The following is a 19,463-nucleotide window of genomic DNA, read 5'->3' as shown; positions in this document are numbered from 1 at the left end:
CCGGATGGAGATCAGGGACGGGTTGCACCGCGTGCAGGCACCGCTCGGCGAGCGCTTCGTCGCGCTCTACCTGCTCGTCGGCGACACCGCCGCACTGCTCGTCGACACCGGCATCCGCGAGAGCATCACCGAGACGCTGCTGCCGTACCTCGACGCGGCCGGGATTCCCCGCGAGAAGCTGCGCTGGGCGGTGAACACGCACTGCGACTACGACCACACCGGCGGCAACGGGGCGCTGAAGGCCGCGATCCCGTCGATCGAGATCATGGCGCACCGACTCGACGCCGAGCTCGTCGAGGACGTCGACCGGCTGATCGACGTGCGGTACGGCGAGTTCCGCGACACCGATGGCTTCGACGACCCGCCCGAGACCACGGCCTACCTGCGTGGCGTCGCCGACCTCGTTCCTGTCGACCGGCGCCTGGCGGGCGGCGAGGAGTTCGACCTCGGCGGTCGCACGGTGAGGGTGCTCCACGTGCCCGGCCACAGTCCGGGCCACGTCGCCGTGCACGATCCGTCCAATCGGGCGATCGTGATCGGCGATGCGACGCTCGGCACGACGGTGCCGTACGCCGACGGCCGCGCGGCGTTCCCGCCGACCTATCGCGACGTCGGTCCCTACGTCGACAGCCTCCGCGCCTTCCGCGACCTCGACGTCGACCTGCTCCTGACGGCGCACTATCCGGTGTACGAGGGTGCCGCCGTCCGCGCCTTCCTCGACGAGAGCGAGGCCTACACCGCGCGCATCGACGAGGTGCTGCGGGAACTCCTCGCCGACGACGACGAGCCGCGGACCACGCTCGAACTGGTCCGGGCGGCGGGCGCCGACCTCGGGCCGTGGCCCTCCGACGCACTCGACTACGCGGTCTTCCCCGTCACCGGCAACCTCGAGCGGCTGGCCGCCCGCGGGGTCGTGACCGAGCAGGCGGATGACGCGGGCCGCCGTCGCTGGAGCCCGGTCGAATGAGCCGGCGGGTGCGCCTGGGCGCGGTCGGCGCCGGCTGGTGGGCGACGAGCAATCACTTCCCGATCTTCGCCGCGCGCGAGGACGTCGACCTCGCCGGCGTCTGCGGCATCGGCTCGGAGCTCGAGGCGGTGCGAGAGCAGTTCGGCTTCGGCATGGCGACGAACGACTACGACGAGCTCCTGGATCAGGACCTGGACGCCGTGGTGATCAGCACGCCGCACGACCTGCACCACCCGCAGGCCGTCGCCGCGATCGATCGCGGCCTGCACGTGCTCGTGGAGAAGCCGGTCACGCTGACGGCGGAGCAGGGCTGGGACCTGGCGGATCGTGTCCGTGCGGCCGGCGTCCACTTCCTCGCGCCGTACGGATGGAACTACAAGCCCTTCACGATCGAGGCCAAGCGACTCGTGGCGGAGGGCCACCTCGGCGAGATCCAGCACGTCCTCTGCCACATGGCCTCTCCGACGCTGGGGCTGTTCGCCGGAGACACGAACCACATCCGTTCGCTCTGGGACTCGAAGACGAGCGGACCCGACCCCCGTACCTGGCAGTCGCCGGCGCGCGGTGGCGGGTACGCGCACGGCCAGGTCACGCACTCGAGTGCGATGCTGTTCTGGCTGAGCGAGTTGCGCGCGGCATCCGTCATGGCGAAGGTCTCGAACGGCCAGGCCGCGGTCGACCTCTTCGATGCCGCCGTCATCACCTTCGACGGCGGGGCGCTCGGCTCGCTGTCGGGTGCCGCCACCCTTCCCGACGGCGACCCGTACCAGGTCGACCTCCGCATCTTCGGCACCGAGGGCGTGCTCATGCTCGACACCGAGCGCGAGCGCGTGTCGCTGCATCGCTACGACGGCCGGAGGTGGGACCTCGACATCCCGCCCGGCGAGGGCGCCTACGAATGCATCGTGCCGCCCAACCGCTTCGTCGACCTGATCACCGGCGCGAGCACCGAGAACAACTCGGATGCCGACGTCGCAGCCCGCTCCGTCGAGCTGATCGACGCGATGCTGCGCAGCGCCGCGGCCGGCGGAGCCGAGGTCGCCGTGCGGCACGGCGTCGGCGCCCGGCAGCACCACCACCACGAGGAGTCAGCGTGACCCAGACCAACGGAGTGCTCGCGGGCTATCGCGTGCTCGACTGCTCCATCGCCATGGCCGGGCCGTTCGCGGCGCAGCGCCTCGGCGACCTCGGAGCAGACGTGATCAAGGTCGAGCCCACGACCGGCGAATGGCAGCGGCACACGGCCGCGGGCGGCGCGAGCGGGAACGAGATCAACGTGTCGTTCCTCTCCCTCAACCGCAACAAGCGGTCGGTCGCGCTCGACCTCAAGAGCGATGAGGGCCGTGCTGCGCTCCGCGGCCTCGTGGCGGGCGCCGACGTCTTCCTGCAGAACTACCGACCCGGCGTCGCGGCCCGACTCGGCGTCGACTACGAATCGTTGCGGGCGATCAATCCGTCGATCGTCTACGTCTCCATCTCGGGGTACGGCGAGGACGGCCCGTACCGGGACCGTCCGGGCCAGGATCTGCTCCTCCAGGCGATGTCCGGTGCGATGCTGTCCGCCGGCCGGCACGGCGACGAGCCGGCGCCTGCAGGCCAGTACCTGGCCGACGCCGTGACGGCGTCGACCGCGTTCGAAGGCGTGCTCGCCGCGTTGCTGCACCGCGAGCGCACGGGCGAGGGCCAGCTCGTCACGGTGAACATGCTCGATGCGCTCACGACCCTGCAGATGCAGGAGCTGTCGGTGTTCACCGTGGGCCGAAAGACCCAGGAACGCTCCGCCGAACCGCACGCGCACGTGTACATCCGAGCGCCGTACGGCGTCTTCGCCACGAGCGACGGCTTCGTGGCACTCGCCTTCGCCGACCTGCACGAGCTCGGACGCCTGATCGACGAGCCCGCCTTCGAGGGCTGGAACAGCGAGGTCGAGGGCTGGACCCGACGCGACGAGATCCACGCCAGGACCGCCGCGAAGCTCCGAGAGAAGCCGTCGGGGTATTGGATCGAGGTGCTCGGTGCCGCCGGGGTCTGGATCGGTCCAATCCTGGGCTACCAGGAGCTCGTCGACGACGCCCAGATCGTGCACAACGGCACGTTCATCGAGTACGACCACCCGACGGAGGGGCACGTGAAGACGCCCGGCTTCCCGTACCGCTTCTCGGCGACGCCGCCGCAGCTCTATCGCGGCGCGCCACTCGTCGGAGAGCACACGCGCGAGGTCCTCGCCGAGGCCGGCTTCGACGACGCCGCCATCGACGCGCTGCTGGCCTCGGGCGCCGCGCGCGCGACCGAGACGGCGCGCGTCGCCGCGAGCGCGTGATGGACGCAGGGCGCCGTGACGGCGTGCTCCCAGCTCGGCTGACGCGAGCGACGGGTCAGCGCGCGACGGGGTCCTGACCGGGTCGGCGGTCGAGATCGCGCCTCGTGGGAAATCCCTCCCAGTCGCCGGGGTGCGTGCAGGCGGCGGCGCCCGTGCGGACCGCGAGGTCGAGCCGCGCGGCGACGGGCTCGCCCGCGAGGCGAGCGGCGAGGTAGCCGGCGACGAACGCGTCGCCCGCGCCGACGGTGTCGACCACGCCGACGGGCACCGCCGGGCGCTCGGCCACCGCGCCGTCGCCGAGCGCGAGCGCGCCTCGATCGCCGAGCTTCACGACGACCTCGGTCGGTCCCAGCCCGGCGATCGCCCGTGCCAGCGCGGCCGGCGCGGCATCCGCCAGCCCGGTCACGAGCGCGGCCTCCTCGTCGCCGGCGAAGACGAGGTCGGCCCGCGACGCGAGCGACCGGTAGCACTCCGCGGCGGCCGCGGCGTCCGGCCAGAGGGAGCGCCGGTGGTTCACGTCGAACGACACGCGGACACCGGCGGCTCGAGCCCCATCGACGGCGGCGTCGATCGCGGCGCGCGCCGAGGCGGACAGGGCCGGCGTGATCCCGGTCACGTGCAGCAGGTCGAAGCCCTCGAGGTCGACCGGCTCGAGGTCGGACGGCGACAACCGGCTTCCCGCGCTGCCGGCCCGGTGATAGGTCACGACGGTGCGTCCGGGGGAGGGGGACTCCTTGATGAGCAGGCCCGTCGCCGCCGCCGGGTCGACGGGGGCGACGACCGCCACGCCCTCGGCGCGCAGCTCGCGCACGACCCGGGTGCCGAGCCCGTCGTCGCCGACGCGGCCGAGCCAGGTGACCGGCGTCCCGAGCCGCGCGAGTCCGATGGCGACGTTGCCCTCGGCGCCCCCGGTGCCGACGACGAGGTCGGGTTCGTGTGCGAGCGAGCCGAACCCGCGCGTCCGGAGCACGCCGAGGCCCTCGCCGATCGTCAGGACTCCGCCGCTCACGGAGCCACCCCGCCGACGGCTTCGCGGCTGATCCGCGCGATCGCGTCGAAGTCGCCGGCCGCGATGAGCTCGCGCGTCGCCATCCAGCTCCCGCTCACGGCGAAGACGTGCGGACTGGCGAGGTACTCCGCGGCGTTGGCGGCGGTCACGCCGCCGCTGGGCAGGTATCGCACCCCTGGGAACGGGCCGGCGAGCGCGCGGATCGCGGCCGTCCCCCCGAGCGGCCCGGCGGGGAACAGCTTGAGGCGATCGAGCCCCAGCCGGATGGCGCGCTGCACCTCGGTGGCGGTCGCGACGCCGGGGATGACCTCGACCCCGAGGGCCTGCGCGCGTTCCACCACGTCGTCGGCGAGACCGGGGCTCACCACGAATCGCGCGCCGGCGTCGAACACGCGGTCGACGTCGTCGGGTTCGAGCACGGTGCCGGCGCCGACCGTGAAGTCGGGCACCTCGCGGAGCGCCGCGATCGCGTCGATGCCGGCCGGCGTGCGCAGGGTGATCTCGGCGCACCGGATGCCGCCGCGCTGCAGCGCCTCGGCGAGGGGAACCGCCCGTGCCGGGTCGTCGAGCACGACGACCGGGACGAAGCGCTCGCCGTCGAGGATCATCGGCCGAGCCATCCGCCGTCGACGGGCAGGACGACGCCCGAGACGTAGTCGGCCGCGGGCGACGCGAGGAACACCGTCGCGCCGGCGAGGTCGTCGGCGCGTCCCCAACGGCCGGCCGGGATGCGCTCGAGGATCGCCCGGGAGCGATCGGGGTCCTCGCGCAGCGCCCGGGTGTTGTCGGTGGCGATGTACCCGGGCGCGATGCCGTTGACCGTGACGCCGCGCGCGGTCCACTCGTTGGCGAGCGCCTTGATGAGGCCGGCGATGCCGGATTTCGCGGCGGCGTAGCCGGGCACGTTGATGCCGCCCTGGAAGCTCAGGAGGCTGGCGGTGAAGATGACCTTCCCTCGCCCGCGCTCGAGCATGCCGCGCGCGATCGCCTGGGTGAGCACGAATTGGCTCGAGAGGTTCACGGCCACGACGCGGTCCCACAGCTCGAGCGGATGCTCGGCGGCGGGAGCCCGCTCGATGGTGCCCGCGTTGTTCACGAGGATGTCGATCCGGCGGTCGGCGAGCGACTCGCCCAACGCCACGACGGCGTCGCGGTCGGCGAAGTCGACCGCGTGCGCTTCGAACGTGCGCCCGTGGGCCGCGACCGCGTCGGCGATCGCGCTGCCGCTCGTCCCGAGCGTCGCGCTCACGCCGATGATGTCGGCACCGGCGGCGGCGAGTCCCTCGGCCATCGCGTACCCGATCCCGCGCTTGGCACCGGTCACGACGGCCGTGGTTCCGGTGAGGTCGAAGCTCACGCTCATGCCGCGGCATCCGTTCGGGGCTGCCCGGCCTGGACGTCCACGAGGACCTTCATGGCCCGCCCGGCCTCGAGGTCGTCGAACGCGGCGCGGGTCTCGGCGAGCGGGACCACCTGGGTGATGAGCAGGTCGGCGGGGATGGTGCCGTCGGCCACGAGCTCGGCCGCCCTCTCGAAGTCGGTGCGCTCGTAGACCCGCGCGCCGAGGATGCGCAGCTCGCGCCAGAACACGCGCTGGAGGTCGATCTCGCGCGGCGTCGGATGGATGGCGACGACGACCAGCGTTCCGCGGACCTTGGCGAGCGAGGTCGCCCCGAGCACCGCCGAGGCGGCACCCGAGACCTCGAAGACGACGTCGGCGCCTGCGCGACCGGTCCACTCCTCGACCCACGCGACCTGGTCGACCTCGCGCGGGTCGAGGGTCGCGAAGCCGAGGTCGGCGACCTGGGCCCGCCGGTTGGCATCGAGCTCGATGACCGCGACCTCGGCGCCGAAGGCGCGAGCGACGGTCGCGATGAGCACGCCGATCGGCCCGCCGCCGATGACCACCGCCTTCTCGCCGGGCGCGACCTCGGAGCGCCGCACGTCGTGCACGGCGACGGCGACCGGTTCGACGAGTGCCGCGTCCCGGAGTGCGACCCCGACCGGCAGGGGCACGACGACCCGGGCCGGCACGTTCCAGTAGGCCTGCAGGGCGCCGGGGGAGTCGATGCCGATGAAGTCGAGGTTCTGGCAGACGTGGGTGTTCCCCGCCCGGCAGGCGGGACAGGTCCCGTCCCAGTCGAGCGGCATCACGGTGACGGGATCGCCGACGGCGAACCCGGTGACGCCGTCGCCGAGGGCGGCGATGGTGCCGCTCATCTCGTGGCCGAACACGAGCGGGGTGCGCACGCGCGCATCCATGCTGCCGTGCAGGATGTGGAGGTCGGTGCCGCAGAGGCCGACATACGCGACGCGGATCTGCACCTGGCCGGGGGCCGGAGGCTGCGCTTCGGCCTCGGAGACGGTGATGGTCGAGTCGCCTGTGTACGCGGCGGTCAGCATTGATCCTCCAGAGCGTGTCGGGTAGCGACGCCGAATTGAGGAGACCTTTCGCGCCGAACTGGCTCGATTATGCCACAGGAATGGACCAGCGCGCCAAAGTCATCTAACCTTTCGTCTGTTCACATGTTCTCTGGAGGGTCCTCGATGCTGAGTCGCACGCTGCGGTCGGGCGCTGCCCTGACCGAGATCGGATTCGGAGCGGCGCAGATCGGCAACCTGTACCGCCCGACGGGCGACGACGAGGCTCGAGCCGCCGTCGACACCGCGTGGGATGCCGGCATCCGCTACTTCGACACGGCCCCCCACTATGGGCTCGGCCTCTCCGAGCGTCGCCTCGGAGCCGCGCTTCGCACGCGTCCGCGCGACGAGTACGTGCTCTCCACCAAGGTCGGACGACTGCTCGTGCCGAACGACGCCCCCGAGGGCGCGATGGACGACCAGGGGTTCGCGGTGCCGGCGACCGTCCGCCGCGAGTGGGACCTCAGCCGCGACGGCATCCGCAGATCGGTCGACGAGAGCCTCGAGCGGCTCGGCCTCGATCGGATCGACATCGCCTACCTGCACGATCCCGACGAGCACGGCCCGCAGGCGCATGCCGAGGCGATCCCGGCGCTCATCGAACTGCGGGAGGAGGGTGTCGTCGGCGCCGTCGGAGCGGGGATGAACCAATCCGCGATGCCCGCCGAGTTCGTGCGCCGCCACGACGTCGACGTGATCATGCTCGCCGGCCGCTACACCCTCCTCGAGCAGGGCGCCCTCGACGACCTGCTGCCGGCCGCCGTCGAGCGCGGCGTGCGGATCGTGGCCGCAGCGGTCTACAACTCCGGGCTCCTGTCGAAGCCCCGCCCAACCGCCGATGCACAGTACGACTACGCACCGGCCCCCGCGGAGGTGCTCGCACGCGCGAACGCCATCGCCGACGTGTGCGAGGCGTTCGGCCTGACGCTGCCCGAGGCCGCGATCGCCTTCCCGCTGCGACATCCGGCGGTCGCGTCGGTCGTCGTGGGCCTTCGCACGGCCGGCCAGGTCGAGGGAACGGTCGAACGGTACGCCGCCGACATCCCCGAGGACTTCTGGCGGTCCCTGTCGGAGCGAGGGCTGGTCCGCGATGCGTGAGCGGTCAGGATTCGTCGGCGACGGGCTGCTCGTCGAGATGCCGCGCGGTGAATTCCTCGACGCCGAGCACGTGGACGCTCATGCGGATGCGAGCGCGGTCAGGATCATGGGCCTCGAGCGCATTGAGGATGGCGCGGTGCTCGCGCTGGGTGTCGTGCACGGCACCCCGCTCATGGATGGCGCGCCACAGGCGAGCACGCGCCGTCCGACTGACGAGCGCCTCGATGATGGCCGCGAAGGCCGGATTGCCGCTCGCGGTGGCGACGAGCCGGTGGAAGTCGGTGTCGACGTCGATGGTGCCCTCGAGGTCGATGTCGCCGTCGGCGTCGAGGATCGCCTCGCCGCGCTCGAGGATGCGCCGAGCCTCCGCGAGCTGCTCGTCGGAGACCCGGAGTGCGGCCTGGGCGGCGACCTCGGGCTCGAGCACGCGGCGGACGCCGAGCAGGTGCACGCTGTTCTCGGGGCTCTGGAGCTCGGCGAGCATGCCGAGTGGCTCGAGAAGCTGCCCCGGTTCGAGCGACGTCACGTAGGTGCCGTCGCCTTGGCGGGTCTCGAGCACGCCGAGCACGACGAGCGCGCGCACCCCCTCCCGGAGCGGTCCGCGCGAGACGCCGAGGCGGGCGCCGAGCTCGCGCTCGACCGGGAGGCGCGACCCGGCCACGAGCTCGCCGCTCGTGATCATCCGGCGGATGCCGTCGATCACGACGTTCGAACGAGATCCGGTGGCCATGGCCACAGCATAGGCCAGGCGGCCGGATTCATCAGATCTTTCCGACAGACGCTCGAGGTGGCGGAATGAGCGAGATCATCGATGCCCACCAGCACGTCTGGGACCTCGAGCGGGCACGGTACGACTGGCTCGGTCCTGACGCGGGCGTGCTGTACCGCTCGTTCGGCATGGACGACGTCCGGCCGTCGTTCGCGGCGACGGGCGTCACCGGCACGGTACTCGTTCAGTCGGCGGACGACGACGACGACACCGACCTCATGTTCGAGGTCGCGGCCGACGAGCCGATCGTGCGCGGCGTCGTCGGCTACGTGCCGCTGCACGAGCCGGATCGCGCGGCCGAACGGCTCGCCGAACTCCAGCAGCGTCCGCTGTTCTGCGGCGTGCGCAACCTCATCCACACCCGCCCCGAGCCGGACTGGCTCCTGCGGCCGGACGTCGACGCCGGCCTGGGCCTCCTCGAGGCGGCCGGCGTGCCCTTCGACGTCGTCGGCGTGCTGCCTGCCCACCTCGAAGCCGTACTCGAGATCTCCGAGCGCCATCCTGATCTCGACCTCGTGATCGACCATCTCAACCATGCGCCCGTCGGCATGGACGACCTGGAGCCCTGGGCCACCCTCATCGCCCGGGTCGCGGGCAATCCGCGCGTGTTCGGCAAGGTCTCCGGCCTCTACTCCGCGGTCGGCGACCCCGCAGCGTGGGCGGTCGACCAGGTCCGTCCGATCCTCGACCATGCGCTCGAGGCCTTCGGCCCCGAGCGTCTGATGTACGGCGGAGACTGGCCGGTCTCGCTCATCGCCGGCGGATACGAGCGCGTGTTCGCCGGGATCGACGCCGCGCTCGGCGACCTCGACCCGCGCGAGCGGGATCTCATCTTCTCGGGCACCGCCCGACGCTTCTACTCCCTCCCCGACACGGAAGGCCCCCGATGACCGCACCATTCACCCTGGCCCGACTGGGCACCGCCGGCCGCGAGGTCCCCGTCGTGCGCGTCGGCGACCGCGTGCTCGACGCGCGCGGCGTCACGGCCGACTACGACGCGGGATTCTTCGCCGATGACGGCATCGCGCGCCTCGGCTCGGCACTCGACACCCTGCCCGAGTTCAGGGGCGACGGGACGCGCGTGGGGGCTCCGATCGCCCGGCCCGGCAAGATCGTCTGCATCGGCCTGAACTACCGCGATCACGCGGAGGAGACCGGCGCCGCGCTCCCGGACGAGCCGGTCATCTTCATGAAGGACCCGTCGACGCTCGTCGGCCCGTTCGACGACGTGCTCATCCCGCGCGGCTCCGAGAAGACCGATTGGGAGGTCGAGCTCGGCGTCGTCATCGGGACGACCGCGCGCTACCTCGACTCGCCCGACGAGGCGCTCAAGCACGTCGCGGGCTACGCCGTCTCGCACGACGTGTCGGAGCGCGGGTTCCAGCTCGAACGCGGCGGGCAATGGGACAAGGGCAAGAGCTGCGAGACGTTCAACCCGTTCGGCCCCGACCTCGTCCCCGCCGATCAGGTCGCCGACCCGCAGCGGCTCGGCTTGCGGCTCTGGGTCAACGGCGAGCTGCGCCAGGACGGCTCGACCGAGAACATGCTGTTCTCGATCGCCCACGTCATCTGGTACCTCAGCCAGTTCATGGTGCTGCACCCGGGCGACGTCATCAACACGGGCACACCCGCGGGCGTGGCGCTCGGGCTCCCCGGGAACCCCTATCTCCGGGCGGGCGATACGGTCGAGCTCGAGATCGACGGCCTCGGCCGCGCGAGCCAGCGGATGGTGCAGGCATGAGTGCGGCGGAGTTCGAGGGCCTCGTCGCCGTGGTCACCGGCGGTGCCTCCGGCATCGGCCTCGCCGCGGCGCAGACCCTCGCCGCGCGAGGGGCTCGGGTGGCGGTGCTCGACCGCTCGGTCGACGGCCTGCCGGAGCCGCTCGTCGGCTTCACGGCCGACGTGTCCGATCGAGCGACCGTCCAGACCGCGATCGAGGCGATCGCCGACGGCCTCGGCGGCATCGACATCGTCGTGAACAACGCGGGCATCAGCGCGGTCGGCACCGTCGAGGACAACGACGACGACGAGTGGGCACGCGTGCTCGACATCAACGTCGTCGGAATGGCTCGCGTGACCGCGGCCGCGCTGCCGTGGCTGCGGCGCTCGCACGCGGCATCCGTCGTCAACCTCTGCTCGATCGCGGCGCTGAACGGCCTGCCGCAGCGAGTCCTCTACTCGGCATCCAAGGGAGCCGTGCTCGCGCTCACGTACGCCATGGCGACGGACCACGTCGGCGAAGGCATCCGGGTCAACTGCGTGAGCCCGGCGACGGTCGCGACGCCGTTCGTCGACCGCATGCTGCAGGGCTTCGCCGATCCGGTCGCCGAACGCGCCGCGCTCGATGCGCGCCAGGCCACCGGCCGCATGGTCGCTCCGGACGAGGTCGCCGCCGCCGTCGCGTATCTCGCGAGCCCGCTCTCCGGGTCCACGACGGGAACGGCCCTCGAGGTGGACGGCGGCGTGACGCACCTGCGCGTGCGGCCCCCGGGGGCACGCGCATGAAGCGACTGGCGTCGGTCATCGGGCTGCCCGACGCCAACCGGGAGGAGTACGAGCGTCTCCACGCGGCCGTCTGGCCCGCCGTTCTCGAGCGGCTCAGGCTCAGCAACATCCGCAACTACTCGATCTACCGCCATGGCGAGGTGCTGTTCGCCTACATGGAGTACGTCGGCGATGACCTCGAGGCTGACATGGCGGCGATCGCCGCCGATCCCGCGACGCAGGGGTGGTGGTCGGTCTGCGAGCCGCTGCAGGCGCCGTTTCCCGAGCGCGGGCCCGGCGAGTGGTGGATGGAGATCCCGGAGATCTTCCACCTGGATTGATGCCGTCACGTCACCCGGTGATGTCCGCGGCCTCGCTTCCCACGTCGATCAGCACCTTGCCGACGGTGCCCGCCTCGACCGCGTCGTGCGCCTCGGCGGTGCGCTCGAGCGGGAAGCGCGTCAGAGGCAGGCCCGCCTCCTCGCCGACCGGCAGCGCGCCGTCGTCGACCGCGCGGGTGACGTCGTCGGCCGCCGCGGCGAGCGCCGCGTCGCCGACGGTGTAGAGCAGCAGGAACTGGTACCGGGCGTTGAGGGAGAAGTGGTGGCGCACGTCGAGCGTCATCTCGGCGCCGCCGTCGGTCGCGTACACCGAGACGGATCCGTGGTTGGCGATGACCTTCGCGTTGAGCGCCGCATTGCGCGCGGGCGAGACCTCGACGACCTGGTCGACCCCGTCGGGTGCGACGGCGCGGATGGCTCGGGCCGCGTCATCGGCGCGATAGTTCACCACGTGGTGCGCGCCGGCCGCCGTCGCGAGGGCTGCCTTCTCGGGCGAGCTGATCGTCGTGATCACCTGTGCACCCGCCCAGCGTGCGAGCTGGATGGCGGCGTGGCCCACCGCTCCCGCGCCGCCGGCGACGAGCACCGTGCGACCCTCGAGTGCACCCGGGCCGAGGCGGGTCGGCCCGACCTCATGCACGGTGAGGGCACGATGGGCGGTCATGGCGGGAACGCCGAGGGATGCGCCGAGCTCGAAGCCCGCGGCATCCGGCAGCTTCACGACCCGGCTCTCCGGGACGACCGTGAACTCCTGCGCGGTGCCGGTCGGTCGCCCGTGCGCGGCGAGGAACATCCAGACTCGGTCGCCGACGGCGACGCCCGTCACCCCGTCGCCGACGGCATCGACGACGCCCGCGCCATCCTGGTTCGGCACGACCTCGGGGAACGGCGCCGGCCGGCCCGCTCGCGCGCCGGCGCGCGCCTTCCAGTCGGTCGGATTCACGCCCGAGACCACGATGCGCACGCGCACCTCACCGGGTCCCGGTTGCGGGATGTCGCGGTCGACCAGCTGCAGGACGGACGACGGGCCGGTTTCGGAGTACGCGATCGCTCTCATGATGGGCGCAACGCTACGCTCGCTCCGGCTCTTCCGTCAGCGTTCTCCGCAGCGACGCCGTGCCGGCAGTCGGCCGAAGTGAGGACTGTTCAACTCGGCCGAGCGCGAGTAGGACTGACGAGGGGTGCGTTGTGATGTCGAGTCTGCTCGTCGGTCGCGACACGGGGGACGGCGTCGCCCCGGCCATCGAGCGGGCACCGTCGGTGTGCCTGCTCGATGGGCCGTACGTCATGGACGACGAGCGCCGGCTGCCCGTGCCGGAGGGGAGCGAACGGCTCCTCGTGTTCGTCGCGCTCCGGAACGGGCACGCGGTGAGCCGTCGCAAGGTGGCCGGTACGCTGTGGCCCTCGGTTCCGGATGACCGCGCGGCCGGCAACCTGAGAACGGCGCTGTGGCGCCTCCGGTGCTCGGGCATCGAGATCCTCGAGGCCGATCGGCACACGCTGTGGCTGCGGTTCGGGACGAGGATCGACGTTGCGGCGGTCGAGCAGTGGGCGGGCCGGCTGGTCGACGGCACCGCCGGCCCCGACGACGTCTCGCTGCGCCGCTTCCACCCGGCGGCGATCGAACTGCTGCCCGGATGGTACGACGACTGGGTCGTCTTCGAACGCGAGCGGCTCCGGCAGCGGCTCCTGCACGCCCTCGAGGCGCTCAGTCGCCGGCTCGCCGACGAGGGACGGTTCGGCGAGGCCGTCGAGGCGGCGATGACCGCGATCGACATCGATCCGCTGCGGGAGAGCGCGCAGCGATCGCTCATCCTGGTGCACCTGTGCGAGGGCAACCTCGCGGAGGCGCGGCGCGCCTACCTGCAGTACGCGCGCCGACTCCGCGCCGAGCTCGGCGTCGCGCCGAGCGCGCAGCTCATCGGGCTGGTCCGTCCTTGGATCCACTAGCTCCCCGCCGCGTCACTGGATCTCCTGGTCGGGCGGTCCGATGTCGATGCCCTCCTCGAGATCGACCGACGCGACGCCGGGCACGGAGTTCAGCGCAGCGATATCCTGCGCCGACCCGGTCACGATGCCCACGCTCGGCAGCACCTGCTCGACCTGCATGCCGCGTTCGCGCAGCCCCTCGGCCACGTCGTCGATCGTGTCGAGGTGCTCGTCGTCAACCGTGACGCTGACCTTCGTCCAGTCCATGGCCGGATGGTACTCCCGCTCGTCGTGCGCCGGTTCGTCGCCCGGCTCGCGCTCTGTCATGGCGCCAGCACGAGTCCCGAACCGACGTCGAGCGACGGAGCCATCAGGCGCCGACCGTTCTGCATGAGCAGCGACCAGAGCTCGTTGCCGCGGTAGCCGGTGGCCTCGGCCCACAGCGCGGCGAGTCCGGCGACGTGCGGCGTCGCCATGCTCGTTCCGCTGATCGTGCGGTACTGCGTCGGCATGGGCCATGACGAGTACACCTGGTATCCCGGCCCCGCGACATCCACCTGCCCGCCGTTCATGTCGGCGAGGGTGCGCGCCGAGAAGAACGCGACATCGAGCTGCTGGTTGAGGGCCGCGACCGCGACGATGTACGGGCTGTTCGCGGGCGCGCCCACGAAGCCGTACTTCAGGTCGGTGCGCATCGCGTTGTTGCCGGCGGCGGCGACGATGAGGCTGCCCTTGTCGAGCGCACGCTTCCCGGCGGCCGTGTACGGCGGATGGATGCGCGGAACGTCCGCGCCGAGGGACATCGAGATGACCTGGCAGCCGTTCGTGATCGCCCAGTCGATGCCGGCGAGGATGCCGCCGTCGGATCCGGATCCGCCGTTGCTCAGCACCTTGCCCGCGAAGATCGCGGCGTTGTACGCGACGCCGTACCGGGGACCGGTGCCCGGCGACTTCGGGCCGCACGAGGTGCCGATGCAGTGCGTGCCGTGCCCGTGGCCGTCCTGGGGCGACTCGTTGGGGATGAACGACTGCGTGGTCACCGATCGCCCGACGAAGTCGGGATGCGCCGAGTCGAAGCCCGTGTCGAGCACCGCGACCGAGATGCCCTGACCCGAGAACGTGGACAGCTGCGCCTTCGTCGCCTGGATGCCCCAGGTGAAGTCGGTCGAGTCGCGGAAGAACTGCACGCCCGGGGTCTCGGGCGGGCCGCCGGGTGCGTTGGCGGCCGGCGTCGACGTCACGCCGAGACGGCCCGCCAGGTCGTTCACGCCGTCGGCGTACCCGCGCACGTAGTCGTCGCCGCGCACGTGGTGGATGAGCTCGGGGGAGACCGACAGCACCCGCTGCGGGCCCTCCTCGGTGGACTCGAGCGCGCCCAGCTGGCCGGGTTCGACGCTGACGACCGCCATGCCGAGCTGCTCGAAGACGGTGTCGTTCGAGGCGACGGCGCCCTCCTCGCCGGCGAGTTCCTGGGAGCTCACGACGTCGTCGAGTCCGGCCTCCTGCAGGACGCTCGCCGGGTCGGCGCCCTCGGCGAACACGATGATGAACCTGCCGGTCGTCTCCGGTGGCGTGGACAGGGTCGGCCCCTCGGGCGTGATCGCGACCTGCGACCCGGGTCCTGACTCGATCATGGGAGTGCTCCTCTCCGCTGTCCGCTGGTGTACCGCGCGTCACGGCTCGCGGAACGGCCGGACATTCCAGTGAAGTGGGCGAGCGTCACCGCCGCGTCACGGGCGGTGAGATCCGGGTGTCGTTCAGGGGATGAGCGCGATGAAGACGATCAGCCCGGCGAGCACGACGGCCAGGGCGGCGCCCACCGCGAGCGCGACCCAGCGCCATACCGAGCGTTCGACCGCCATGAGCCGATCATCCCACGCTCGGGTGGCCTGATGATCACGGCGTGAGAGATCCGGATGCCGCGGGCTGACGGCCTCGGTGCGCCGGTGAGCGCGCACAATGGGGACATGGTCGACATCTCCGACGAGGACTTCGAGCGGATGGTCTCCGAGGTGTTCGATTCGCTGCCCGACGACATGGTCCGCGGGCTCGAGAACGTCGCGATCCTCATCGAGAACCAGCCGCCGGGGCAACGACCCCGGCTCTATGGGCTGTACGCCGGGCATCCGCTGAAGACGCGCGGCGTCTACGGATTCGGCGAGCTTCCCGACCGGATCACCCTCTTCAAGAACAACATGCAGGAGCACAGCGCCGACCTCGAGTCCCTGCGCACGCGGGTGCGCATCACGCTCGTGCACGAGATCGGGCACTACTTCGGGCTCGACGACGCCCGGCTGCGCGAGCTGGGGTGGGCGTAGGGTTCCGCGCATGTTCCTGTTCATCGGCGTCTTCCCGCGCGAGCGGGAGATCGCCGTGGCGCACATCCGGTGCGACCACTGCCACGCGGTGGCCGCGCAGCACATCGTCGAGAGCGGCAGCCGGCTGTGGGTGTTCCTCGTCCCGCTGTTCACGTTCGGGCGCCGGTACGTCATGCTCTGCGAGCACTGCGGATGGGCCACCGAGCTGAGCCGTGACGCCGCGCGCCGCGCCGCCGAGCTGGCCGGCCGGAGCAGGCCGTCGTCGTGAGCGCCCGCACGCGACCATGGAGTGCCGCGCTCATGCCGGCCGCGGCGGCCTGCGTCGTACTCGCCGGCTGCGCGCCGGCGGATGAGCCCGCGAGATCCGACCCGCCGGCGACGAACCGACCGACGAATGGACCGACGTTCGCCGCCGTCGGCGACTCGATCACCGACGCCGACAGCGGCGACTTCGCCGCCGGCGACCTCGGTCCGGCGTCCTGGGCGCGGTACGTGCACGACGCCGGCTACGGGTTCGCCGGCGGCTGGGCCGAGTGGGGTGCGACGACGGCGCGGATGGCCGAGTCCGCGACCTCCGTCGACGCCGACGCGCTCGTGCTGCTCGCCGGCACGAACGACGTCGCGTTCGGCGTGCCGTTCGCCGAGACGTCGGCGAACCTCGGTCGCATCGTCGAGCAGGTCGGCATCGACGAGGTCGTCATCGCCTCGGTCCCGCCGATGGACGCCTTCCCTGAGGGCGCCGACGAGCTCAACGAGCGGCTCGAGGAGCTGGCCGATGACCGCGGATGGCGGTTCGTCGACGCATCCGCAGGACTTCGCACCGACGATGGGACATTCCGCGAAGGGATGTCGTTCGACGGGCTGCACCCCTCGGAGCAGGGCGCGCGCGTGCTCGCCGACGCGATCGCCGACGGACTGCGAGACGGATGACTCGGCGCGTCAGCGCCAGAGCACCGCGATGGCCGCGTTGGCGAGCGTGAGGATGCCGATCGACCAGAAGATCGCCGCCGGAACGGACCCGGTCTTGCGCTGACGACCCGCGCCGATACCGAGCAGCGCACCGATCACGATGAGGATCACGAGCTTCGTGCCGATCTTCGCGTAGTTGAGGTCGTACTCGATGCCCCACGGCGCGGCGAGCACGAGCCCTGCGGCTCCCGCGATCGCGAGGCCCCAGTTCATCAGCCGCGTGATGCCGCGCTTGCCGTTGACCCATTCGACGACCCAGGCGCCGAACAGGACAGCGAAGCCGACGAGGTGGATGAGCACGACGATGCCGCGAAGGGTCTCCATGCACCGCAGGCTATCGCGCGTTCGGGTCGCGCGGGAGAGGCGCCCGCGGTGGACCGCTCAGAGGGGCAGGGCCCGATCGTCCACCACCGTCTTCATGACCAGCGTCGACTGCACCCGCGCGACACCGGGCAGCGCCGAGAGCTTCTCGTCCCAGAGCTTCTCGTAGGCCCGCAGATCGGGCACGGCGACGCGCAGCAGGTAGTCGGGGTCGCCGAAGAGCCGCAACGCCTGGATGACCTCGGGAATCTCGGCGACCGCGGCGTCGAACGCGGGCACGGTGTCGCGATTCGCCTGCGCCATCGTGACGAACACGAGCGCTCCGAACCCCATGCCGACCACGTCGGCGTCGATGACGGCGCGGTATCCGGTGATGGCGCCGGATGTCTCGAGCGCACGCAGCCGGCGGTGCGTCGGCGACATGCTCAGACTCACCCGCTCGGCCAGCTCGGTGAGGCTCAGCCGACCGTCGCGCTGCAGCTCGGCAAGGATCCTCCGGTCGATCGCGTCCACGAGGTGAATTCTTCCATGGATGGCGCAGAGAGAGGCGAAACCAGGCAGCGGCTTCCCTCGCGACATCCGTACCGTGCTCTTCATGGACGGTCAACTGCTGCTCGCGTGCTCGGTGATGATGGTGCTCATGGTGCTGCTGCCCGGCCCCGACTGGGCGTACCTCATCGCCACGGGCATCCGCGAGCGCAGCATCGTGCCGTCGCTCGCGGGCATCCTGCTCGGCTACCTCTCCACGGTCGCCGCGGTCGCCATCGGGGTCGGCGCCGCCGTCGCGGCGCTGCCGTGGTTCATCGTCGCGCTGACGCTGGCGGCCGCGGTCTACCTCACGTACCTCGGGGTGCGCGTGCTGCGCGAGCCGCCGGTCGTGGCGGCGGTCGCGGGCGGTGCGGCGGTCGCGGCGGGCGGCGGCGACGCCGCGACGCCAGGAGGAGCGGCGGGCGCGGCGGGCGGCGGCGACGCCGCGACGCCAGGAGGAGCGGGGGGCGCGACATCCGCTCGGCCATGGATGCGCCTGCTGCAGGGTGCGGGCGTCAGCGGGCTCAACCCGAAGGGGCTGCTGGTGCTCGTGGTGCTGCTGCCGCAGTTCACGGATGCCGCGGGCGCCTGGCCGATCCCCGTGCAGCTCGCGGTGCTCGGCCTGATCTTCGTCGGCGCGTGCGCACTGGTCTACACCGCGGTGGGGTTCGGCGCGCGGACGGTGCTACGGCTCAGGCCGTCGGCGATGCGGGTCGTGTCGCGGGTGTCGGGCGCGGCGATGATCGTGCTCGCGGTGGTGCTCGTGGTCGAGCAGGCGGGGCACCTGATCGGCGGATGACTCGGGCGGCGGTGCGACGTGACGGCTGATCAGGCGGGGTCGATGCGCAGCACCGTCGACGACTCCTCGACGGTCAGGTCCTCGATGATGCGGAGGCCGCGCGCGAGCTCGTCGACGTCGCCGATGACGGTGCCGAACCGCTCGCGATCACTGCACACGGCGGTCACGGTCACTAGGTGCGAGCCGAGGTCCCAGGTGTACGTCGCGAACGGCGGCCGGCCGGGTGGGGGAAGCGGGATGACGAGCTTCTCGCCGACGCCGAGGTACGTGCCGCGGAACTCCTCGGTGTCGTGGTATTGCATGGGCATGGACGCGCGCGCGATCCGCAGCTCGTGCGTCGCCGCCTGAACCTGCGCGACCACGACGAGCAGCTCGGGCTCCGCCTTCCACACCCACGCGAGCACCCGACCGGCCGCCCTGCGCATCAGGAACGGAACCGCCTGGCTCATCGCCCAGGTGCTGAACCCCCTGCCGGAGCCGCTCGGCGTGGCGGTCGGGCCCATCGCCTGCGAGAGCAGCATCCCGATCGCCGCCTTGCGGTGGCGGCGACCGCGGAATCCGAGGGAGTCCGTGACGGGCACCCACTTGGATCGATCGGATTCGGCGTGGAGTCGGGGCACGGTTCCAGCGTACGAGGCGACGTTCCGTTCGTCCGCCGCCGGCCCGCGCTATCCGACCTGCTCGGCCAGCGCGACGGTGATGCCCGCCGGGCCGCGCAGGTAGCACAGCCGGTACACGTCCTCGTAGTTCGCGACTTCGCGCAGCGGCTCGGCGCCGTGCGGACGCAGCCGCGCGAGGGTGTCGTCGAGGTCGTCGACCGCGAACATGATGCGGTGCAGCCCCAGCGTGTTCGGCGGCAGCACCGCCGGTGACGGGGCGGATGCTTCGGGGTGCAGGTACTTCGTCAATTCGAGCCGGCCGTGGCCGTCGGGCGTGCGCATCATCGCGATCTCGCTGCGGATGCCGTCGAGCCCGACGGTCTGATCGGCGAATTCGCCCTCGATGACCGCGCGACCGCCCGGCTCGAGCTCGAGGCCGAGCTCGGTGAAGAAGGCGATCGCCGCGTCCAGGTCGTCGACGACGATGGCGACGTTGTCCATGCGTTGGATGGTCATGGGGTCGAGGGTAGCCAGTGCCACCGACCACCGGCGTCGAGCAAACATCTGCAATGCTGCGGTTGCACTTCTGGG

At 71.7% G+C, this 19,463-nt stretch carries 25 protein-coding genes; 13 read left to right on the top strand and 12 right to left on the bottom strand.

From position 1 onward, the window contains the following. Nucleotides 1–4 precede the first annotated feature (4 nt). Genes BLT99_RS10855 through BLT99_RS10845 form a run of 3 tightly spaced genes read left to right on the top strand, consistent with a single transcriptional unit; the run spans nt 5 to nt 3,287 of the window. Nucleotides 5–967, top strand: coding sequence for an MBL fold metallo-hydrolase (locus tag BLT99_RS10855; RefSeq protein WP_092672168.1), 963 nt, complete (start codon nt 5–7; stop codon nt 965–967). After that, nucleotides 964–2,064 (top strand): Gfo/Idh/MocA family protein, encoded by a 1,101-nt coding sequence (locus BLT99_RS10850; RefSeq protein WP_092672166.1) that lies wholly within the window; start codon nt 964–966, stop codon nt 2,062–2,064. Before BLT99_RS10855 ends, BLT99_RS10850 begins: the two co-directional genes overlap by 4 nt. After that, on the top strand, nt 2,061–3,287 hold the full coding sequence (locus BLT99_RS10845) for a CaiB/BaiF CoA transferase family protein (protein WP_197675491.1): 1,227 nt from the start codon (nt 2,061–2,063) through the stop codon (nt 3,285–3,287). Before BLT99_RS10850 ends, BLT99_RS10845 begins: the two co-directional genes overlap by 4 nt. Before the next feature lie 55 nt (nt 3,288–3,342). On the opposite strand, the gene BLT99_RS10840 is transcribed toward BLT99_RS10845, so the two are convergent. From BLT99_RS10840 to BLT99_RS10825, 4 genes are read right to left on the bottom strand one after another with little or no spacing between them, the layout of a single operon-like run. Beyond that, complete coding sequence (locus BLT99_RS10840) at nt 3,343–4,296, bottom strand: sugar kinase (protein WP_092672160.1); 954 nt, start codon at nt 4,294–4,296, stop codon at nt 3,343–3,345. After that, complete coding sequence (gene eda, locus BLT99_RS10835; protein ID WP_229724333.1) at nt 4,293–4,904, bottom strand: bifunctional 4-hydroxy-2-oxoglutarate aldolase/2-dehydro-3-deoxy-phosphogluconate aldolase; 612 nt, start codon at nt 4,902–4,904, stop codon at nt 4,293–4,295. Before eda ends, BLT99_RS10840 begins: the two co-directional genes overlap by 4 nt. Then, the gene (locus BLT99_RS10830; protein ID WP_092672154.1) at nt 4,901–5,659 is read right to left on the bottom strand and encodes an SDR family oxidoreductase; all 759 of its coding nucleotides are present in this window, start codon (nt 5,657–5,659) and stop codon (nt 4,901–4,903) included. The genes eda and BLT99_RS10830 overlap by 4 nt, the downstream gene beginning before the upstream one ends. Further along, the gene (locus tag BLT99_RS10825; RefSeq protein ID WP_092672151.1) at nt 5,656–6,699 is read right to left on the bottom strand and encodes a zinc-dependent alcohol dehydrogenase; all 1,044 of its coding nucleotides are present in this window, start codon (nt 6,697–6,699) and stop codon (nt 5,656–5,658) included. The genes BLT99_RS10830 and BLT99_RS10825 overlap by 4 nt, the downstream gene beginning before the upstream one ends. Before the next feature lie 144 nt (nt 6,700–6,843). Between BLT99_RS10825 and BLT99_RS10820 the strand changes: the two genes are divergently transcribed. Continuing rightward, entirely contained in the window at nt 6,844–7,815 is a 972-nt protein-coding gene (locus BLT99_RS10820; protein ID WP_092672148.1) for an aldo/keto reductase, read from the top strand. Between the two features lie 4 nt (nt 7,816–7,819). On the opposite strand, the gene BLT99_RS10815 is transcribed toward BLT99_RS10820, so the two are convergent. Next, nucleotides 7,820–8,545 carry a FadR/GntR family transcriptional regulator gene (locus BLT99_RS10815; RefSeq protein ID WP_092672145.1) on the bottom strand — a complete coding sequence of 242 codons (726 nt, stop codon included), beginning with the start codon at nt 8,543–8,545 and terminating at the stop codon, nt 7,820–7,822. Nucleotides 8,546–8,610: 65 nt separating this feature from the next. Between BLT99_RS10815 and BLT99_RS10810 the strand changes: the two genes are divergently transcribed. The 4 genes from BLT99_RS10810 to BLT99_RS10795 are packed head-to-tail and all read left to right on the top strand — an operon-like array spanning nt 8,611 to nt 11,409. Next, nucleotides 8,611–9,474: an amidohydrolase family protein gene (locus BLT99_RS10810; RefSeq protein ID WP_092672142.1), complete on the top strand. Its 864-nt coding sequence runs from the start codon at nt 8,611–8,613 to the stop codon at nt 9,472–9,474. Then, on the top strand, nt 9,471–10,325 hold the full coding sequence (locus BLT99_RS10805; RefSeq protein ID WP_092672139.1) for a fumarylacetoacetate hydrolase family protein: 855 nt from the start codon (nt 9,471–9,473) through the stop codon (nt 10,323–10,325). The genes BLT99_RS10810 and BLT99_RS10805 overlap by 4 nt, the downstream gene beginning before the upstream one ends. Next, nucleotides 10,322–11,089 carry an SDR family NAD(P)-dependent oxidoreductase gene (locus BLT99_RS10800; RefSeq protein WP_092672136.1) on the top strand — a complete coding sequence of 256 codons (768 nt, stop codon included), beginning with the start codon at nt 10,322–10,324 and terminating at the stop codon, nt 11,087–11,089. Before BLT99_RS10805 ends, BLT99_RS10800 begins: the two co-directional genes overlap by 4 nt. Then, nucleotides 11,086–11,409, top strand: coding sequence for an L-rhamnose mutarotase (locus BLT99_RS10795; protein WP_092672133.1), 324 nt, complete (start codon nt 11,086–11,088; stop codon nt 11,407–11,409). The genes BLT99_RS10800 and BLT99_RS10795 overlap by 4 nt, the downstream gene beginning before the upstream one ends. Nucleotides 11,410–11,419: 10 nt before the next feature. On the opposite strand, the gene BLT99_RS10790 is transcribed toward BLT99_RS10795, so the two are convergent. Beyond that, complete coding sequence (locus tag BLT99_RS10790) at nt 11,420–12,466, bottom strand: NADPH:quinone reductase (RefSeq protein WP_092672130.1); 1,047 nt, start codon at nt 12,464–12,466, stop codon at nt 11,420–11,422. A 134-nt stretch (nt 12,467–12,600) separates the two neighbouring features. Between BLT99_RS10790 and BLT99_RS10785 the strand changes: the two genes are divergently transcribed. Next, nucleotides 12,601–13,359: an AfsR/SARP family transcriptional regulator gene (locus tag BLT99_RS10785; RefSeq protein WP_092672127.1), complete on the top strand. Its 759-nt coding sequence runs from the start codon at nt 12,601–12,603 to the stop codon at nt 13,357–13,359. Between the two features lie 12 nt (nt 13,360–13,371). On the opposite strand, the gene BLT99_RS10780 is transcribed toward BLT99_RS10785, so the two are convergent. Both BLT99_RS10780 and BLT99_RS10775 read right to left on the bottom strand, forming a co-directional pair. Then, nucleotides 13,372–13,605: a ketohydroxyglutarate aldolase gene (locus BLT99_RS10780; protein WP_133988443.1), complete on the bottom strand. Its 234-nt coding sequence runs from the start codon at nt 13,603–13,605 to the stop codon at nt 13,372–13,374. Nucleotides 13,606–13,661: 56 nt separating this feature from the next. Beyond that, on the bottom strand, nt 13,662–14,972 hold the full coding sequence (locus BLT99_RS10775; RefSeq protein WP_092672121.1) for a S8 family serine peptidase: 1,311 nt from the start codon (nt 14,970–14,972) through the stop codon (nt 13,662–13,664). Nucleotides 14,973–15,305: 333 nt separating this feature from the next. On the opposite strand from BLT99_RS10775, the gene BLT99_RS10770 reads away from it, so the two are divergent. Genes BLT99_RS10770 through BLT99_RS10760 form a run of 3 tightly spaced genes read left to right on the top strand, consistent with a single transcriptional unit; the run spans nt 15,306 to nt 16,586 of the window. Continuing rightward, a complete protein-coding gene (locus BLT99_RS10770) occupies nt 15,306–15,656 on the top strand; it encodes a metallopeptidase family protein (protein ID WP_092672118.1) in 351 nt (116 codons plus the stop codon). A 10-nt stretch (nt 15,657–15,666) separates the two neighbouring features. Further along, on the top strand, nt 15,667–15,924 hold the full coding sequence (locus tag BLT99_RS10765; RefSeq protein WP_092672115.1) for a zinc ribbon domain-containing protein: 258 nt from the start codon (nt 15,667–15,669) through the stop codon (nt 15,922–15,924). Further along, nucleotides 15,921–16,586 (top strand): SGNH/GDSL hydrolase family protein, encoded by a 666-nt coding sequence (locus BLT99_RS10760; protein ID WP_133988445.1) that lies wholly within the window; start codon nt 15,921–15,923, stop codon nt 16,584–16,586. Before BLT99_RS10765 ends, BLT99_RS10760 begins: the two co-directional genes overlap by 4 nt. Before the next feature lie 9 nt (nt 16,587–16,595). On the opposite strand, the gene BLT99_RS10755 is transcribed toward BLT99_RS10760, so the two are convergent. Both BLT99_RS10755 and BLT99_RS10750 read right to left on the bottom strand, forming a co-directional pair. Beyond that, on the bottom strand, nt 16,596–16,949 hold the full coding sequence (locus BLT99_RS10755; protein ID WP_092672109.1) for a Fe-S protein: 354 nt from the start codon (nt 16,947–16,949) through the stop codon (nt 16,596–16,598). 57 nt (nt 16,950–17,006) lie between these two features. After that, nucleotides 17,007–17,459, bottom strand: a complete 453-nt coding sequence (locus tag BLT99_RS10750; RefSeq protein ID WP_092672106.1) for an Lrp/AsnC family transcriptional regulator — start codon at nt 17,457–17,459, stop codon at nt 17,007–17,009. Between the two features lie 19 nt (nt 17,460–17,478). On the opposite strand from BLT99_RS10750, the gene BLT99_RS10745 reads away from it, so the two are divergent. Further along, nucleotides 17,479–18,273, top strand: a complete 795-nt coding sequence (locus tag BLT99_RS10745; protein ID WP_229724332.1) for a LysE family translocator — start codon at nt 17,479–17,481, stop codon at nt 18,271–18,273. Nucleotides 18,274–18,302: 29 nt separating this feature from the next. Here the strand turns inward: BLT99_RS10745 and BLT99_RS10740 are convergent, their stop codons facing one another. Together BLT99_RS10740 and BLT99_RS10735 are read right to left on the bottom strand one after the other, a co-directional pair. After that, nucleotides 18,303–18,893, bottom strand: coding sequence for a hypothetical protein (locus tag BLT99_RS10740; protein WP_092672103.1), 591 nt, complete (start codon nt 18,891–18,893; stop codon nt 18,303–18,305). Nucleotides 18,894–18,941: 48 nt separating this feature from the next. Then, nucleotides 18,942–19,388, bottom strand: a complete 447-nt coding sequence (locus BLT99_RS10735) for a VOC family protein (protein ID WP_092672100.1) — start codon at nt 19,386–19,388, stop codon at nt 18,942–18,944. Nucleotides 19,389–19,463: the final 75 nt, after the last annotated feature.

Origin of the sequence: Agromyces flavus (assembly GCF_900104685.1) — a bacterium.
GTDB classification, from domain to species: domain Bacteria; phylum Actinomycetota; class Actinomycetes; order Actinomycetales; family Microbacteriaceae; genus Agromyces; species Agromyces flavus.
Note: the sequence above shows the minus strand (reverse complement) of the source record. Positions and strands in the feature narration are given on the sequence as shown.